13 protein-coding genes are annotated in these 17,253 nt (G+C 66.2%); 6 read left to right on the top strand and 7 right to left on the bottom strand.

What is annotated here, in order from left to right; translation table 11 throughout:
• Positions 1–11: 11 nt before the first annotated feature.
• From L1O02_RS13285 to L1O02_RS13260, 6 genes are all read left to right on the top strand, one after another.
• Entirely contained in the window at positions 12–1,145 is a 1,134-nt protein-coding gene (locus tag L1O02_RS13285; protein ID WP_060839821.1) for a branched-chain amino acid ABC transporter substrate-binding protein, read from the top strand.
• A 603-nt stretch (positions 1,146–1,748) separates the two neighbouring features.
• Entirely contained in the window at positions 1,749–2,294 is a 546-nt protein-coding gene (locus tag L1O02_RS13280; RefSeq protein WP_108545521.1) for a tail fiber protein, read from the top strand.
• A 35-nt stretch (positions 2,295–2,329) separates the two neighbouring features.
• Positions 2,330–2,905, top strand: a complete 576-nt coding sequence (locus L1O02_RS13275) for a tail fiber protein (protein WP_060839823.1) — start codon at positions 2,330–2,332, stop codon at positions 2,903–2,905.
• A gap of 30 nt (positions 2,906–2,935) precedes the next feature.
• Positions 2,936–3,487 (top strand): tail fiber protein, encoded by a 552-nt coding sequence (locus L1O02_RS13270; protein ID WP_060839824.1) that lies wholly within the window; start codon positions 2,936–2,938, stop codon positions 3,485–3,487.
• Complete coding sequence (locus L1O02_RS13265; protein ID WP_060843919.1) at positions 3,484–4,020, top strand: GNAT family N-acetyltransferase; 537 nt, start codon at positions 3,484–3,486, stop codon at positions 4,018–4,020. The genes L1O02_RS13270 and L1O02_RS13265 overlap by 4 nt, the downstream gene beginning before the upstream one ends.
• A gap of 116 nt (positions 4,021–4,136) precedes the next feature.
• Positions 4,137–8,315: a putative Ig domain-containing protein gene (locus L1O02_RS13260; RefSeq protein WP_235760044.1), complete on the top strand. Its 4,179-nt coding sequence runs from the start codon at positions 4,137–4,139 to the stop codon at positions 8,313–8,315.
• Between the two features lie 182 nt (positions 8,316–8,497).
• Here the strand turns inward: L1O02_RS13260 and L1O02_RS13255 are convergent, their stop codons facing one another.
• The 7 genes from L1O02_RS13255 to L1O02_RS13225 all read right to left on the bottom strand — a co-directional run bounded on the left by L1O02_RS13255 (position 8,498) and on the right by L1O02_RS13225 (position 16,955).
• The gene (locus tag L1O02_RS13255) at positions 8,498–9,898 is read right to left on the bottom strand and encodes an aspartate aminotransferase family protein (protein WP_129405683.1); all 1,401 of its coding nucleotides are present in this window, start codon (positions 9,896–9,898) and stop codon (positions 8,498–8,500) included.
• Positions 9,899–9,900: 2 nt separating this feature from the next.
• A complete protein-coding gene (locus L1O02_RS13250) occupies positions 9,901–11,349 on the bottom strand; it encodes an APC family permease (RefSeq protein ID WP_235760043.1) in 1,449 nt (482 codons plus the stop codon).
• An 89-nt stretch (positions 11,350–11,438) separates the two neighbouring features.
• Entirely contained in the window at positions 11,439–12,929 is a 1,491-nt protein-coding gene (locus L1O02_RS13245; RefSeq protein ID WP_060839829.1) for an aldehyde dehydrogenase, read from the bottom strand.
• 404 nt (positions 12,930–13,333) lie between these two features.
• Complete coding sequence (gene argE, locus L1O02_RS13240) at positions 13,334–14,503, bottom strand: acetylornithine deacetylase (protein ID WP_235760042.1); 1,170 nt, start codon at positions 14,501–14,503, stop codon at positions 13,334–13,336.
• Positions 14,496–15,173 (bottom strand): DUF1028 domain-containing protein, encoded by a 678-nt coding sequence (locus L1O02_RS13235; protein WP_235760041.1) that lies wholly within the window; start codon positions 15,171–15,173, stop codon positions 14,496–14,498. The genes argE and L1O02_RS13235 overlap by 8 nt, the downstream gene beginning before the upstream one ends.
• A gap of 67 nt (positions 15,174–15,240) precedes the next feature.
• On the bottom strand, positions 15,241–15,651 hold the full coding sequence (locus L1O02_RS13230) for a RidA family protein (protein WP_011061806.1): 411 nt from the start codon (positions 15,649–15,651) through the stop codon (positions 15,241–15,243).
• Positions 15,651–16,955, bottom strand: a complete 1,305-nt coding sequence (locus L1O02_RS13225) for an NAD(P)/FAD-dependent oxidoreductase (RefSeq protein ID WP_235760040.1) — start codon at positions 16,953–16,955, stop codon at positions 15,651–15,653. The genes L1O02_RS13230 and L1O02_RS13225 overlap by 1 nt, the downstream gene beginning before the upstream one ends.
• Positions 16,956–17,253 lie beyond the last annotated feature (298 nt).

Genomic DNA, 17,253 nt, shown 5'->3' with positions numbered 1-17,253 from the left:
TGGAACAACCCATGAGTCGTATCAATAACAAAGCCACCCAACTGCTCAGCGCCATGATCCTGGCCGGCCTGGCCTGTCATTCCCTGGCCGCCGACAGCATCCGGATCGGCATCGCCGGGGCCAAGACCGGCCCGGTGGCGCAATACGGTGACATGCAGTTCAGCGGCGCGCGCATGGCCATCGAGCAGATCAACGCCAAGGGCGGCGTCGACGGCAAGCAACTGGTGGCCGTGGAATACGACGATGCCTGCGATCCCAAGCAAGCCGTGGCCGTGGCCAACAAGGTGGTCAATGACGGCGTCAAGTTCGTGGTCGGGCACCTGTGCTCCAGCTCCACCCAGCCAGCGTCGGACATCTACGAAGACGAAGGCATCGTGATGGTTACCCCGGCCGCCACCAGCCCCGAGCTGACCGCCCGGGGCTACAAGATGGTGTTCCGCACCATCGGCCTGGACAACGCCCAGGGCCCGGCCGCGGCGCGCTACATCGCCCAGCTCAAGCCGAGCAATGTCGCGGTGCTGCACGACAAGCAGCAATACGGCGAAGGCATCGCCAGCTCGGTCAAGGACATCCTGGGCAAGGAAGGCATCAAGGTGGCGATGTTCGAAGGCATCAACGTCGGCGAGCGCGACTACTCATCGATCCTGGCCAAGCTCAAGCAGGCCAATGTCGATTTCGTCTACTTCGGCGGCTACCACCCGGAAATGGGCCTGCTGCTGCGCCAGGCCAAGGAAAAGGGCCTGACCGCACGCTTCATGGGGCCTGAAGGCGTGGGCAACGACTCGATCTCGCAGATCGCCAAGGACGCCTCCGAAGGCATGCTGGTGACCCTGCCCAAGTCCTTCGACCAGGACCCGGCCAACAAGGCCCTGGTGGAAGCCTTCGAAGCCAAGAAGGAAAACCCCAGCGGTCCGTTCGTGCTGCCGTCCTACTCGGCTGTGGAAGTGATTGCCGGGGGCATCGCCGCGGCCAAGAGCGAAGACCCGGAAAAAGTCGCCGAGGCGATCCACAAGGGCACCTTCAAGACCCCGACCGGCGATCTGAGCTTCGACGAAAAAGGCGACCTCAAGGACTTCAAGTTCGTGGTCTATGAATGGCATTACGGCAAGCCCAAGAGCGTAGCGGCAGAAAGCGCCGGGCTGTAATCCGGTAACGGCGCGCCGCTCCTCTCCGGGGAGCGGCGTCCCGCCGGCGTCAAAAAAAATACAACAACTTCAAATAAAACATGGCCTTAGAGCAAAAAGACTTTACCGCAACTCCCACCCGCCAAAAGAATAACCTACTTGGCAACTTGGGAATAACCACCCCAATACAGTAACTAAGACATGTTACCGCCACACTTAAATCCCGCTGTAAACCCGCCAGAACCCAGACTGAAAACCCATACTTTAGGCGTAGATCGTTAGCACGCTTAGTTCCTTGACAATGAACTTACAAGTCCGACAAACCGAACTCCCAAGCCTATCCCCCCAAGCTGAACAATCAGCCACACCCCCGCCCCTGCTGGACAAAACACCCTAGAGCGGGCGCCAACCAGTAACACTCAGAAAGACTTCCCTCTTGAGATCTCTTAGCCAGAGCGTCAACTACCTGCTAATAGACACCCCCTCTGTTAATTGCCAGCAAACAACTTGAAATAACATTTGCACACTAAATTCACTTTTGTTTATTGTGCGCCTACGCACTTGCTAGTCTATTAGTGAGAGACGGATTCCTGGCGTCAGAAACTTGTTCAAGGAGAAAAGAACATGGATCCCTTTATCGGAGAAATTCGCTTGTTCCCCTGGGGTTGGGCACCCCAGGGTTGGCTGCCTTGCGAGGGCCAGGTTCTACCCATCAATAGCAATGTCGCGCTGGCTTCCCTGCTGGGCAAAACCTATGGCGGTGACGGCACCACGACATTCGGCATACCGGATCTGCGTGGCCGGGTCGCCCTGGGACAAAACTACAAAGTCTCCACCGTCGATCCGATCATGGATGTGCACGCGCTGGGCACCAAAGGCGGTAGCGAAACCGTGACGATGCCGCAAAGCTCGGTGGCCCAGCATAACCATGCCACGCATGTCTCCAACGACCCGGGCAATGATGGTCCGTACGGCAACATTCCCGCTGTCAGCTCGAACTCCAAGGGGGTCGCGGCAAAACCGACCTACACCGCGGCAACCGGCACCCTGACCAGCCTCAACAGTGCCACCATCACCACAACCCAGGGCGCGGCCATGCCCAACATCCAGCCCTCCATCGTCGGCTACTTCTGCATCGCAACGACGGGTGTCTACCCGCCGCGCCAGTAACGGCCGTCCACAGACCCTCAAGTAAGGAAACTGACATGTCTGAAGCCTTTGTCGGAGAGATCCGCATGTTTGCCGGTAACTACGCGCCGGAAAATTGGGCGTTTTGTGACGGTTCGTTGCTGCCGATCAGCAGCTTTGAGGCCCTGTATTCATTGCTCGGCACTCTGTACGGCGGCAACGGCAGCACCAACTTCGGCCTGCCGGACTACCGGGGTCGCCTGCCGGTTGGCCAGGGCACCGGGATGGGCCTGACCCCCAGGGCGCTGAGCCAGAAATTCGGCGTGGAAACGGTGACCATGAGGCCGGAAAACACCGCGCCCCACACCCATGGCTTCATGGTGAGCGGCCAGGATGCCACGTCGCCGGCCCCCTCCCCTGCCGCGACGCCCAACAGCATGACCTTTGGCAAATTCGCGGGCGCGGGGATCATCACCGGGCTGTACAGCGCAGGCACCGGAACATCCGCCGCCGTCCCGATGAACCCGCAGTTTCTCGACCCGGCACTGGGCACGCCCACTGGCGCCGTGGCCCCCCATAGCAACCTGATGGGCTCATTGGCGATCAACTACATCATTTGCCTGCTCGGCCTCTATCCGACCCGAAACCAGTGACCCCCTCTACTCAATCTGGAATGACCGATCATGGATGCGTTTACCGGTGAAATCAGACTGTTCCCCTACAACTTCGTCCCGCAAAACTGGGCGTATTGCGATGGATCGACCATCACGGTCCAGCAGAATCCTGCGCTCTATTCGGTGATTGGCACCCTGTATGGCGGTACCCCCGGCCAGAACTTCAAGCTGCCCAATCTCAACGGGCGCGTGGCCATGGGTGCCGGGCTGGCGCCCGGGCTGACCGACAGGCCCGTTGGCACGGCCCTCGGAGCCGACCGGATAACCATGGGGCCCAGCAATTTTGCCCCCCATACCCATTCGGTGATGGTCAAGGACGGCAGCGAATCGGGTGCCGCTCTGGATATCCCCAACAACACCGCCTTCCTGGCGCAGCCGCGCAACATACGCCTGTACAACAACACCGCACCAACGACGACAACCCAGACGCTGGCGGCCACCACGGTGGGCATCGCCGGTACTGGCGCAACGTCGACGGCCTTGCGTAACACCATGCAACCCTTCCAGACGCTGGCCTACTGCATCTGCCTGGATGGCGAGTACCCGATCAGAGCCTCATGACCCACATCAGCCCTCCCCATTTGCCGGCGGGCAACGTGGCCGTACTGCGCAAGCAGGACGGCCACGACCTGGGATTTCTCCAGGCGCTGTACGCCTCACGCCGCTGGGCCGAAGTCAGCGCAGTGCCGGGCTGGAACGACGTCCAGCGCCGGGCTTTCCTGCACGCCCAGGCCGAACTGCAGCGCCAGCATTATGAAAAGCACTTTCCCGCCGCGGATTTTCTGATCGTCGAGCAGGCCGGTAGCCCGATCGGGCGCCTGTGCGTGCATTACGCGGCCGACGATGTGCGCATAGTCGATATTGCTCTGCTGCCGGACTGGCATGGCCGGGGCATCGGCACCGAGTTGCTGCGCAGGGTACTGGCCAAGGCCGACGCCCAGGGCCAGACCTGCAGCCTGAGCGTCGAACAGGGTAGCCGTGCCCGCCGGCTGTATGAGCGGCTGGGCTTTCGCGCCGGCGCCGACACCGGCCTGTACACCCAGATGCAGCGTCCCGCGCGGCTAGACGCCCGGGAGGCCGTCGACAGTCCCTGACCATCGTTTATGACCAGCCCCCAAGGGGCCGGCTGTAGCCGTGCTGTAACCGCTGGACCTTTATCAACACTTACGCTGGATACGACCCTCAACCGGTCGCAAGGCAGGAAGCCCTCATGAGAACACCACTGACCACGCTAGGTACCTGGCTGACACGCCCGCTGACTTCACTGTTCCTGCTCCTGGTCATGTTGACCCTGAGCAGCCAGGCAATGGCCGCCGCTCCCGTGATCACCAACCCGGCTACGGGCAGTACCTTGCCCAGCGTGGCAGTGGGCCAGTCCATGAGCATCGTCATCAACTCCGTCGGTGGCGCGCAACCACTGGACAAATGGGTAGAGTGCGACGCCAATGACCCGGACTACGACGGCGTGACTCCCTGCCTGCCGCCGGGCCTGATCCTCGATCCGTCACCGGGCAGCTCGAACACCATACTCCACGGCACGCCCACCACCGCCGGCACCTACACATTCAGCATCACCCTCAATGACGGCCTGAATCAGGGCGGCGTCGCCACCTATACCCTGGTGGTCACCAGCTCCGCGACCCCGACCCTGACCGCCGTCACTCCGAACAACGGCAGCACCGCAGGCGCCACCTCCGTCACCCTCACCGGCACCAACCTGACCGGTGCCACGGCGGTGAGCTTTGGCGGGACATCCGCCACCGGTTACATCGTCAACAATGCCACCACCATCACCGCCACCACCCCGGCCCACGCCGCAGGTGCGGTTAACGTGGTAGTCACCACCCCAGGGGGCACCGCGACCCTGACCAACGGCTATACCTACAACGTTCCGCCCCCCACCGTCGGCCCGGTCAGCGCCACGGTGGCCGCCAACAGCAGCGCCAACCCGATCACCCTGAGCCTGAGCGGCGGCGCGGCCAGCAGCGTGGCCGTGGCCACTGCCGCCAGCCATGGCACCGCCACCGCCAGCGGCACCAGCATTACCTACACCCCAACCGCCGGTTACTCCGGCAGCGACAGCTTCACCTACACCGCCACCAACGCCAGCGGCACCTCCAGCCCGGCCACGGTGACCATCACCGTCAGTGCACCCACCCTGGCGATAACGCCGACGACACTGCCCGACGGCATTCAGGGCACGGCCTACAACCAGACCGTGACCGCCACCGGCGGCACCACGCCCTACACCTATGCAATCAGCGCCGGTAGCCTGCCGGCCGGCCTGAGCCTGAACACCAGCAGTGGCGTGATCAGCGGTACGCCGACTGTCAGTGGCACCTTCAACCTGACCGTCACCGCCACCGACGCCAACAGCGCCACCGGCTCCCGCGCCTACACCTTGCAGATCAACGGCCTGCCACCGGTGGCCAATGCCGTCAGCACCACCGTGGCCGCCAACAGCAGCGCCAACCCGATCACCCTGAACATCACCGGCGGCGGCGCCAGCAGCGTGGCCATCGCCACAGCCGCCAGCCATGGCACCGCCACCGCCAGCGGCACCAGCATCACCTACACCCCAACCGCCGGTTATTCCGGCAGTGACAGCTTCACCTACACCGCCACCAACGCCAGCGGCACCTCCAGCCCGGCCACCGTGACCATCACTGTCAGTGCGCCGAGCATTACCCTGAGCCCCGGCTCCCTGAGCAACGGCAGCGTCGGCACGGCCTACAACCAGACCGTCACGGCCACTGGCGGCACCGCGCCCTACACCTACGCCATCACCTCCGGCAGCTTGCCGGCCGGCCTGATCCTCAACACCACCACCGGCGCCATCAGCGGCACCCCCATGGCCGACGGCACCCTCAACCTGACCATCACCGCCACCGACGCCAACAGCGCCACCGGCTCCCGCGCCTACACCTTGCAGATCAACGGCCTGCCACCGGTGGCCAATGCCGTCAGCGCCACCGTGGCCGCCAACAGCAGCGCCAACCCGATCACCCTGAACCTCACCGGTGGCGCCGCCAGCAGCGTGGCCATCGCCACTGCCGCCAGCCATGGCACCGCCACCGCCAGCGGCACCAGCATCACCTACACCCCAACCGCCGGTTATTCCGGCAGTGACAGCTTCACCTACACCGCCACCAACGCCAGCGGCACCTCCAGCCCGGCCACCGTGACCATTACCGTCAGTGCGCCGAGCATTACCCTGAGCCCCGGTTCCCTGAGCAACGGCAGCGTCGGCACGGCCTACAGCCAGACCGTCACTGCCACTGGCGGCACCGCGCCCTACACCTACGCCATCACCTCCGGCAGCCTGCCGGCCGGCCTGATCCTCAACACCGCCACCGGCGCCATCAGCGGCACCCCCATGGCCAGCGGCACCCTCAACCTGACCATCACCGCCACCGACGCCAACAGCGCCACCGGCTCCCAGGCCTTCTCGATCACCATCGGCGTGCAGGCGCCGGTGGCCAATGCCGTCAGCGCCACGGTGGCCGCCAACAGCAGCGCCAACCCGATCACCCTGAACATCACCGGTGGCGCCGCCAGCAGCGTGGCCATCGCCACTGCCGCCAGCCATGGCACCGCCACCGCCAGCGGCACCAGCATCACCTACACCCCAACCGCCGGTTATTCCGGCAGCGACAGCTTCACCTACACCGCCACCAACGCCGGCGGCACCTCCAGCCCGGCCACGGTGACCCTCACGGTCAGCGCGCCCAGCCTGGTACTGACTCCGGCGTCCTTGGGGGCCGGCACCGCAGGCAGCGCCTACAGCGCCACCCTCAGCGCCACCGGCGGCACCGCGCCCTACACCTACGCCATCACCTCCGGCAGCCTGCCGGCCGGCCTGAGCCTGAACACCGCCAGCGGCCTGATCAGCGGTACGCCGACCACCAGCGGCAGCAGCAACCTGAGCATCACCGTCACCGATGCCAACGGCGCTACCGGCTCACAGACCTACACCCTGACCATCGCTGCCGTGGCGATTACCGTACCGGCTTCCAGCCAGATCCTCGCGGCGGGCCAGTCGGCCACCGTCGACCTGACCCAGGGCGCCACCGGTGGCCCGTTCACCCAGGCCGTCCTCGGCTCGGTCACCCCGGCATCGGCCGGGCGGGCGATGATGGTCGGCCGCTTCTCGATGCGCTTCGTGCCTTCGGCGGCCTTCGCCGGCACCGCCGTGGTCAGCTTCAGCCTGCAGAACGGCAGCGGCGCCAGCGCCGCGAGCACCGTCAGCTTCATGATCCAGGAGCGTCCGGACCCGACCAAGGACGCCGAGGTCATCGGCCTGCTCAACGCCCAGACCCGCGCCGCCGAGCGTTTTGCCAGCACCCAGATGGACAACTTCAACCGGCGCCTGGAGCAACTGCACCAGATCAGTTGCGAGCGCAATTCGTTCAACGCCAGCTTGCGCAAGGAAGGCCGCGACGTGCCGCTGGGCGAAATCGCCAAAGCCGTCCAGGACCAGTTGGGAGGCACCGCCAACCAGACCGAGCAGGAAAAACGCGAAGCCGCGGCCGCCCTGCAGGACAACTGCAAACAGGACGCCCTGGCGTTCTGGAGCGACGGCTTCGTCAACGTCGGCTCGACCCACACCCGGGGCGCGCGGGACAACAGCTTCACCACCCTGGGCCTGAGCGTCGGTGTCGACTATCGCCTGTCGCCCAGCGCCATTGCCGGGGTCGGTATCGGCTACGGCAACGACCGCAGCGACATCGGCAAGAACCACACCCGCAGCGATGGGGACGCCATCGGCATCGCCACCTACCTGAGCCTGAACCTGGCCCCGCAGGTATTTGTCGACGGCCTTTTGGGCTACAACCGCATCAGCTTCGACTCGCGCCGCTACATCACCGGCAGCAACGACGACTACGCCCGCGGCTCGCGGGATGCCGATCAGTTGTTCGCCTCCCTGACCGCCAGCTATGAGTATCGCCAGGGGCCGCTGTCGCTGACGCCCTACAGTCGCCTGAACGCCAGCACCACGCGCCTGGATGCCTACCGTGAAAGTGGCGGCGGCATTTACGGCCTGTCCTACGACGAACAGCGCCAGCAGAACTTCACCTCCTACCTCGGTGTACGTTCTGGCTACGACCTGATGACCCGGATCGGCGTGGTCACGCCCAAGGTCGGCCTGGCCTGGGGCCACAACTTCAGTAGCAGCAGCGACTACAAGATGCGCTACACCGACCAGGGTGACGAAGGCACGCTGTACCGGCTCAAGCCCGACGCCCTGGACAGCGATTTCGCCAGCCTGGACATGGGCGTCGACTTCAACCTCGGGCGTGCCTGGCAACTGGGCGTCTCGTACAAGACCGCCCTGGGCTCGGACGAACGCAACGACACCTTCCGCCTGGGTTTGAATGGCAAGTTTTGAACGGTAAGTTCTGAACCGCCGGTTGTGCACCCTGGCCACAGATTAGTGGCCCGGGACCGGGCCCTACAGCAGGAAATGGCTCCCCCCGAGCCGAGCCGAAAAAACACACCCCGCCAGAGTCGGACTCTGGCGGGGTGTGGTGTTTCAGCGGCGCCGACAAGCAGTCGATCCAGCGCCGGCCCTCAGGCCGTTAGCAACTGCCCGCTCTCGATCTCCCGGGCCGTGCGTTCCACCGCGCGCCGGGTCTTGTCGATCAGTTCGTCGATATCGCCGCGGGTCGCCACCAGCGCCGGGGCCATGATCATCCGCCCCAGGGTCGAGCGGATGATCACCCCCTCTTCGAAGCCCAGGGTGCGGCAGCGCCAGGCGATGTCGTTCTCGTTGGCAAAGCGCTTGCGGCTGGCCTTGTCCTCGGCGAACTGCAAGGCCGCCACCAGCCCGCAGCCCTGGATCTCGCCGATCAGCGGGTGGTTGCCGAACACTTCCCGCAGGCACTGCTGCAGGTAGGGGCCGGTGTCCTGCTTGACCCGGGTCACCACGCCTTCATCGCGCAGGGCCTTGAGGTTGGCGATGGCCACGGCGGCGGCCACCGGGTGCCCGGAATAGGTCAGGCCGTGGGCGAACACCCCGCCCTGCTCCACCAGCACCTGGGCGATGCGCTTGCTCAGCACCAAGCCGCCCATGGGGATGTAGCCGGAGGTCAGGCCCTTGGCGATGGACAGGGTGTCGGGCTCGAAGCCGAAGTGCTGATGGGCGAACCACTCGCCGGTGCGGCCGAAACCGCCGATCACTTCGTCGGCGCACAGCAGCACGTCGTACTGGCGGCAGATGCGCTGGATTTCCGGCCAGTAGCTGTCTGGCGGGAAGATCATGCCGCCGGCGCCCTGGAACGGTTCGGCGATGAAACCGGCGACGTTCTCGGCCCCCAGTTCGAGGATCTTCTCTTCCAGCTGGCGGGCGCAGCGCAGGCCGAACTCGGCGGGCGTCAGGTTGCCTTCGTGGGCGAACCAGTAAGGCTCGTCGATGTGCGCCACATCCGGAATCAGCCCGCCCATGTCGTGCATGAACTTCATCCCGCCCAGGGCGGTGGCGGCCAGGGTCGAGCCGTGGTAGCCGTTCCAGCGGCCGATCATCACCTTCTTCTGCGGCTGGCCGAGGATCTGCCAGTAGCGGCGCACGCTGCGAATCAGCACCTCGTTGGCCTCGGAGCCGGAGTTGGTGTAGATGGCGTGGCTGTAGTGCCCGGGCAACAGGCTGAACAGCAGCTCGGAGAGCTCCACCACCGCCGGGTGGGTGGTGTGGAAGAACATGTTGTAGTACGGCAACTGCTCGAGCTGGGCACTGGCGGCGGCCGCCAGGTCCTGGCGACCGTAGCCCAGGTTGGTGCACCACAGCCCGGACATGCCGTCCAGGTAGCGCTGGCCGTCGTTGTCCCACAGGTGCAGGCCCTGGCCGCGGACGATCACCCGCGGGCCTTCGGCGTTCAGCGCCTTCTGGTCGAGGAAGGCATGGATATGGTGGGCGGCATCCAGGGCCTGGTAGTCCTGGGTACTGCGTTGGGCGGTTGGGTTTTCAGCACTCATGGTCATTCTCCTGCACGACAAGTGGATTCAAGGGAAGGCGTGGCGACGGGACTCGGCCCCGTGGGCAGCAGCGGTTCGGGAACAAACAGTGGCTTGCGCATCACCCACTTGATCCAGACCACGGCGATCAGCGAGATCACCCCCAGCACGACGCCGGCGCTGCCGAAGATCCGCGCGGTCATCTCCGGGGACGGCGACACGTGATAGATCGCAAACAGCATGCCGACGATGCCCAGCACCTGGGGCCAGGGGTAGAACGGCGAACGGAACGGCCGTGGCGCGTCGGGGTAGCGCCGGCGCAGGGCGATCACGTCGATGTGCACGATGATGTAGGCCAAGAGCCAGGCCAGGGCCGCGGCCAACAGCAGCAGGCTGATGGAGTCCGGGTCCTGGCCCAGGATCAGGATCGGCAGCCCCGTGAGCGCGGCGACGAACAGCACCGCCACCCAGGGTGTGCGGCTGCGCGGGCTGAGGCGTTTGAACTGGGGGAAGGCCTGGCCGTTCTGGGCCATGCCGTAGAGCATCCGCGGCAGCGCCGCCAGGGACGAGTTGACCGTGCTGCAGGTGGCGGTGATCACCGCGCCCACCAGGAACAGCTTGCCGGCCTCGCCGAACACCGTGGTGGCGAACAGGAAATGCGGCAGCGGATGGCTCGCCAGTTGCTCCCGGGGAATGCACAGCAAGGCGCCGAGGCAATACAGGGTGATCACCAGGAAGATGATGCTCAGGCCGATGATCATCGAGCGCGGGACATTGCGTTCCGGGCGGCGGGTTTCCTCCACCAGCGGGCAGACGAACTCGGCCCCGACAAACCCCCAGATGGCCATCGCCGCCAAGGCCAGCGCGCCGATCTCCATGGGGTTCCAGCCCTGGTCCAGCGGCCGTTGCAAGTCGGCCTGGGGGCTGCCGATGGCGCCCAGGCCCAGGGTCAGGAGAATCACCACCATCACCACCGCGAGCACCGTCTGCAGCCGGGCGAAGACATCGATGCCCAGCAGGTTGAGCGCGGTGAAAGTACCGAGCACGCCATAGGCCACCAGCATCGGCGGCAGCACCCCGGGGTAGACCTTGCCGATGATCAGGTCCAGGAGCAGCAGCTCGGCGGACAGGGCGAACATCGCCACCACCATGTAGCCGGAGAAGGTCGCGAGGATCGCCGGAAAGTGCCCGATGGCCACTTCGGTGTAGCTGCTCAGGCTACCGGCCCGGGGCACCATCAGCGCCAGTTCGGAGAACGACAAGGCATAGGTCAGCGCCAGCAGGTAGGCCAGCAGCAGTGGGATGAAGAAGCCCAGCCCGGCCATCCCCGCGCCTTGCAGCATCAACACCATGACCCCCTGGGACACCACCAGGCCAACGGCCACCGACACCAGCGAACCCAGGCCCAGGACCCGGCGCAAGCCGCCGTTGCTGGTGGGGCTCAAGGCCGCCGGGGAGAGATTTGCAGTCATCGCACGCACTCCTTTCTTATTGTTGTGGGCCTGCCGCGGCAGCGGCAGGTGCAGCGGCGCCCGGGTGGCGCCGCCTGGGCTCCGTAGCGCTAGCGCAGTTGGAACCAGGTGGTCTTCAGTTGGCTGTACTTGTCGAAGGCATGCAGCGACAGGTCGCGACCGAATCCCGATTGCCGGCCGCCGCCAAAGGGCACGGTGACGTCCAGGGCATCCACGGTGTTCACCGACACCGTGCCGGCCCGCAACTGCCGGGCCACCCGGTGGGCGCGGTTGAGGTCGTCCGTCCACAGCGAGGCGGCCAGGCCGTAGACGCTGTCATTGGCCAGGGCAATGGCCTGCTCCTCGTCATCGAAGGGGATTACCGCCAGCACCGGGCCGAACACCTCCTCCCGGGCAATGCTCATCTGCGGCTTCACCCCGGTGAGGAGGGTCGGCTCGATGTAGTTGTCGCTGCCGTCGATGTGCAGCTGGCGGCCGCCACAGGCCAACTGCGCGCCCTGCTCCCGGGCGCCCTCGATATAGGCCATGACCCGGGCGGTCTGGCGCGCGTCGACCATGGCCCCGGCGCGGCTGGCCGGGTCCAGCGGGTTGCCCGGGCGCCAGTCCCGGGCCTTGGCCTTGAGGCGCTCGACGAACTCGTCATGAATGCTGCGCTGCACCAGCAGCCGCGAGTTGGCCGAGCACACCTCGCCCTGGTTGAAGAAGATGCCGAAGGCGCTCTTCTCGGCGGCCAGCTCCAGGTCCTGGCAGTCGGCGAACACCAGGTTCGGGCTCTTGCCGCCGCATTCGAGCCAGACCTGCTTGAGGTTCGATTGCGCCGAATACTGCATGAAGCACTTGCCCACCTCGGTGGAGCCGGTGAACACCAGGCAATCCACATCCGGGTGCAGGCCCAGGGCGCGACCGGCATCGCTGCCCAGGCCCGGCACCACGTTGAACACCCCTTCCGGCACGCCGGCCTCCAGGGCCAGCTCGGCCAGGCGCAGGGCCGAGAACGGCGACTGTTCGGCAGGCTTGAGCACCACCGAGTTGCCCACCGCCAGGGCCGGGGCCAGCTTCCAGGCGGCCATGTCCAGGGGGAAGTTCCAGGGCACCACCGCGCCGATCACCCCCAGGGCTTCGCGACGAATGCTGGCATGGCTGTTGTGGCCGCCGGGGGCCAGTTGATCGTAGAGCTTGTCGACGCTCTCGGCGTACCAGGCGAAGACGTGGGCCGCACCGGGCACGTCGATATTCCAGGCGTCCATCACCGGCTTGCCCATGTTCAGGGAGTCCAGCAGCGCCAGCTCCTCGCGGTGGGCGAGCATCAGCTCGGCCAGGCGCAGCAGGACCTTCTTGCGCTCCAGCGGGGCCATGCGCGCCCAGGGCCCCTGGTCGAAGGCCCGACGCGCGGCGGCCACCGCCAGGTCCACATCGGCCGCGCCGCAGGCACTGACCCGGGCCAGTACCCCAAGGGTGGCCGGGTTGACCGCATCGAAAGTGGCGCCGGACTGGGCGGCCATCCGTTGGCCGCCAATCAGCGCCTGATCAATGAATGTCTGTTGGGCAGCCCGCTGCTGCCAGTCACCGAGTTCGAACACGCTGCACTCCCTCGTCGGCCGTTGCGACGGCCTGTTGGTTATTGGGTCCTGAGGGATGGTGCGTCAGCGCGAGCCAGAGGAAAAATACTAAAAATATGCTCCAGCACCATGAAAAAGCTCTGTAGCCAGACGGCTTGGCGCCCCCACGCAAAACGCCGCCACCCAAAGCCCCAGGTAACGGCGAAAGCCCACAACCCTGTGGCGAGGGAGCTTGCTCCCGCTGGAAGGCGCAGCCTTCCCAAGGCCTGAATCCGCGGCCTGTCAGGTGGATTGCGGATTCAGGCTTTGCGGCCGCTGCGCGCCCGAGCGGGAGCAAGCTCCCTCGCCACAAGAAGCCTTGTCTCCCCTATTCCTACGCCGTCCCCGCGCCGCAGCGCGTCGTTGGCCGACGTGCAGGAACCGCATCAGGTTCGGGCGGGGTGCTCCAGCCAGTCGCCCAGGCGCTGCAACAGGGCGTCGCAGGCGTGCAACTGTGCAAGGCTGATGAACTCGTCCGGCTTGTGGCCCTGGTCCATGCTGCCCGGACCGCAGACCACCGTGGGGATGCCCGCCTCATGGAACAGCCCGCCCTCGGTGCCGAAGGCCACGGTGGTGAACTCCCGCGAGCCGCTGAGCAGTGCCAGCAGTTCGGCGGCCTGGCTGTCGGCGGCGGTGGCCAGCCCCGGGTAGGCGCTCAAGGGGTGCAGGTCGATCCCGGTGTCGGCCCGTACCGCCTGCATCTGCGGCACCAGCTCGGTGTCGGCATAGTCTTGCAACTGGGCCACCACGGCCTGGGCGTCATGGCCCGGCAGGGTGCGCACCTCGAAATCGAACTGACACTCGGCCGGCACGATGTTCAGCGCGCGGCCACCCTGGATGGTGCCGGTCTGCACCGTGGAATACGGCGGATCGAAACGCGGGTCGTGGTGCTCGGGTTGCGCCAGCCGGCTGCCGATGTCTCCCAGCTTGCCGATCAGCCGCGCCGCGTACTCGATGGCGTTGACCCCGTAAGGCGCATAGGCCGAATGGCAGGCCGCGCCCCGCACCTGACAGCGCATCGCCAGCTTGCCCTTGTGCCCGAGCACCGGGCGCAGCTCGGTAGGCTCGCCGATCAGGCACAGCAGCGGCGGGTGTGGCCGCTGTCGCAAACGTTCGAGCATCGGTCGCACGCCCAGGCAGCCCACCTCCTCGTCGTAGGAAAACGCCAGGTGCAGCGGCAGCCGCAGGCGGCGCCGGGTAAAGCCCGGCACCGCCGCCAGCACCGAGGCGATAAAGCCTTTCATGTCGGCGGTGCCACGGCCGTACAGCCGCCCTTGGCGCTCACTCAAGACAAACGGCTCGACGCTCCAGGCCTGACCGTCCACCGGCACCACGTCGGTGTGCCCGGACAGCACCACCCCGCCGCGATCGCTGGGGCCGATGCTGGCAAACAGGTTGGCCTTGGTCCGCTGCGGGTTGTAGATCAGCTCGCTGTCCACCCCGTGGCGCGCCAGGTAGTCGCGGATAAAGCCGATCAATTCCAGGTTGGAATCGCGGCTGACCGTGGCAAAGCCCACCAGCCGCGCCAACAGCTCGCGGCTCGAATGCTCATTCATTGCCCGGCACTCCGTAGCTGGGGGCCGCCGTGGGGTCCAGGGCCCGGGTCAGGTAGTCCTGCATCTGCGGCCGGTAGGCCTGCCACAGGCCGTCGAGCTGGCCGATGGGGTCGGCATCGGCCCAGTCCACCCGCAGGTCGACGATGGGCCAGGTCAGGTCGTCCACCACGCTCAGCGCCGCTGAATGCACCGGGCCCGCCTCGCCACCGGCGGCCATGGCCGCGTGCATCGCCGCCAGTAGGCGCTCGACCAGAATCCCCGGCGTCTGTTCGAACGCCTGGACCATGGCCTGGATGACCCCGGCGTCCGCCAGCAGGTTGCCGGCGGCCACGCACTGCTCGCCGGCCAGCGCGTGGTGGATGCCCAACGCCTGCTGGCCACTGAACAGCGCCGTGCGGCCCTGGTTGTCGATCACCGTCACCTGGCGGTACTGGCTCCAGCCGTTGCGACCCAGGGCCTGCTCCAGGGCGGTGCCGGGGTCGAGCTTGCGCTGTTCCAGCAGGTCGAGAATCTGCGGCCCCAGGGCCGGCAGGGTGACGTTCTGGGTGGCCACCGCGCCCACTCCGGCCCGCACCCAGGGGCAACGGGCGCCGACCGCGATGCTCGACGAACTGATGGCGATGCCCAGCTGGCCGGTTTCGGCGCAACGGCCCACGATGGAAAAAGTCATGCAAACTCCTTGGCCCGCCGGGCCTGCGTCGACGCCGGGTGCGGCGTCCGTGAAAACAGCGTCGGGCTCACTCGGGAATGACCGCGATCACGTCGATCTCCATCAGCCACTGCGGCTGGCCGAGGGCCGAGACCACCAGCCCGGTGGAGATCGGGAACACCCCTTTGAGCCACTTGCCCACTTCCTGGTACACCGGCTCGCGGTAGCGCGGGTCGGTGAGGTAGGTGGTGGTCTTGACGATATGGGACAGGTCGCTGCCCGCCTCTTCCAGCAGTTGCTTGACGTTTTTCATCGCCTGCTCGGCCTGGGCCCGGGGATCGCCCAGGCCCACCAGGCGGCCGTCGAAATCGGTGCCGACCTGACCGCGAACGTACACCGTGTTGCCGGCGCGCACCGCCTGGCACAGGTCGTTGTCCAGGGACTGGTTGGGGTAGGTGTCCTTGGTGTTGAACATGCGGATACGGGTATGAGTCGGCATCAGAGGGCTCCCACGCTGCTGAGGTTGTGATGCGGCGCCGCGGCTGGGGCCGGGCTGCCATAGGCCTGGTATTTGCGCTGGGTGGCGATGTGATCGGCGATGTGCTTGGCGTCATGCCACACCCCCCAGATGAATGACGAGCCACGGCGCGACAGCCAGGGCAGGCCGAGGAAATACACCCCGGGCTCGCGGGACACGCCACGCTGGTGCAGGGGCTTGCCCTGTTCGCTGAAGGTGTCGACCTGCAGCCAGGAAAAATCCACGGCGTAGCCGGTGGCCCAGATGATCGAGTTGATGCCGGCCTGTTGCAGGTCCAGTTCGAGGATCGGCTGCCTGACGCAGTCCGGGTCCGGCAGGCGCCGGCGCGCCTCGGGCTCCAGCGGCAGGTCGAGGCCGTTGCGCTCGACATAGGCATCGGCGGCGTCCAGCAGCGCCAGGTAGTTCTCGTCGCCCCGGGCCAGGTTGTCCAGCAGGTCCGCCTGGAAGGTCACGTGCTCGCCGGCAAAGGCCCGGGTCAGTCCGACCAGGGTGATGCCCTGGTGGGCCAGGGCGCGAAAGTCGATGGTCTGGCCGCCGCGAGCGCCGCTGACGGCGATGGTCACGTGTTCGCGCCCGGGCTTGGCGATCTCCGCATCCCACTCCCCCAGCACCCCGAGCCACCAGCAGAAATCCCGGTTGCGATAGGAACGCGGCGGACGGTCATGGGCGCCCACCGACAGATACACCCGGCGCCCCGCCCGCTGCAGTTCATCGGCGATCTGCACCCCGGACGAGCCTGCGCCCACCACCAGCACCGCGCCCTCGGGCAACTGCTGCGGATTGCGGTACTCGGCGGAGTGGATCTGCGTCAGGCGGCCATTGGCGGGGGCAATCGGCGGGATCACCGGACGCTGGAACGGACCGGTGGCGGCCACCACGCGCCGGGCCTGGATCACCCCGTCGGAGGTCTCGACGGTGAAGCCCGGACGACCGACATTGCGCTGCACCTTGCGCACCTCGACCCCGGTACGGATCGGCGCGTTGAAGGTACGGGCATAGGCTTCGAAGTAGTCCGCCACCTGCTCCTTGGCGGCAAAGGCATCGTCCGGCAGGGCGAAGGGCATCCCGGGAAAGCGGTCATGCCAGGCCGGCCCGTTGGCCACCAGGGAATCCCAGCGTGCGCTGCGCCAGGCTTCGGCGATGCGGCTGCGTTCCAGCACCAGGTGGGGCACGCCGAGCTTGCTCAGGTGCTCGCTCATGGCCACGCCGGCCTGACCCGCGCCGACCACCAGGGTGTCCACTTGCATTTGTTGTTCTACGGTCATGTCTGTGTCCTTCTGCGAGACGATTGGCACCGGCCGGAAGGCCTGGCACACGCGGTTCGGAACCCGGGATAAGTCGGATGCGACAGATGGTGCGACAGACGCCCGCGAAGGAAAATTATTAAAAATGTGCTCCCTGGATAAGAAAAAGCGAGGCAGCACGGGGCCTGCACCCGTCCCTGAGCCGGCTCGGGGCAAGGCCCGCAGGCACACTCGGCAGCGGCCCGAGCGATCAGACTGATCACCAGGGCCTTTCAGATGATTACCCGGCGAAAATGCATTTCCGTGCTTTCGATCTGCA

It is taken from the genome of Pseudomonas sp. BC42, from assembly GCF_021560055.1.
In the GTDB taxonomy this organism is placed as follows: domain Bacteria; phylum Pseudomonadota; class Gammaproteobacteria; order Pseudomonadales; family Pseudomonadaceae; genus Aquipseudomonas.
This window is presented reverse-complemented; position numbering and strand designations above follow the sequence as displayed.

Excerpts from the sequence above, each read along its gene's own strand:
- L1O02_RS13285 (WP_060839821.1), top strand. The coding sequence starts at position 12 with ATGAGTCGTATCAATAACAAAGCCACCCAACTGCTCAGCGCCATGATC.
- L1O02_RS13280 (WP_108545521.1), top strand. The coding sequence starts at position 1,749 with ATGGATCCCTTTATCGGAGAAATTCGCTTGTTCCCCTGGGGTTGGGCA.
- L1O02_RS13275 (WP_060839823.1), top strand. The coding sequence starts at position 2,330 with ATGTCTGAAGCCTTTGTCGGAGAGATCCGCATGTTTGCCGGTAACTAC.
- L1O02_RS13270 (WP_060839824.1), top strand. The coding sequence starts at position 2,936 with ATGGATGCGTTTACCGGTGAAATCAGACTGTTCCCCTACAACTTCGTC.
- L1O02_RS13265 (WP_060843919.1), top strand. The coding sequence starts at position 3,484 with ATGACCCACATCAGCCCTCCCCATTTGCCGGCGGGCAACGTGGCCGTA.
- L1O02_RS13260 (WP_235760044.1), top strand. The coding sequence starts at position 4,137 with ATGAGAACACCACTGACCACGCTAGGTACCTGGCTGACACGCCCGCTG.
- L1O02_RS13255 (WP_129405683.1), bottom strand. The coding sequence starts at position 9,898 with ATGAGTGCTGAAAACCCAACCGCCCAACGCAGTACCCAGGACTACCAG.
- L1O02_RS13250 (WP_235760043.1), bottom strand. The coding sequence starts at position 11,349 with ATGACTGCAAATCTCTCCCCGGCGGCCTTGAGCCCCACCAGCAACGGC.
- argE (WP_235760042.1), bottom strand. The coding sequence starts at position 14,503 with ATGAATGAGCATTCGAGCCGCGAGCTGTTGGCGCGGCTGGTGGGCTTT.
- L1O02_RS13235 (WP_235760041.1), bottom strand. The coding sequence starts at position 15,173 with ATGACTTTTTCCATCGTGGGCCGTTGCGCCGAAACCGGCCAGCTGGGC.
- L1O02_RS13230 (WP_011061806.1), bottom strand. The coding sequence starts at position 15,651 with ATGCCGACTCATACCCGTATCCGCATGTTCAACACCAAGGACACCTAC.
- L1O02_RS13225 (WP_235760040.1), bottom strand. The coding sequence starts at position 16,955 with ATGACCGTAGAACAACAAATGCAAGTGGACACCCTGGTGGTCGGCGCG.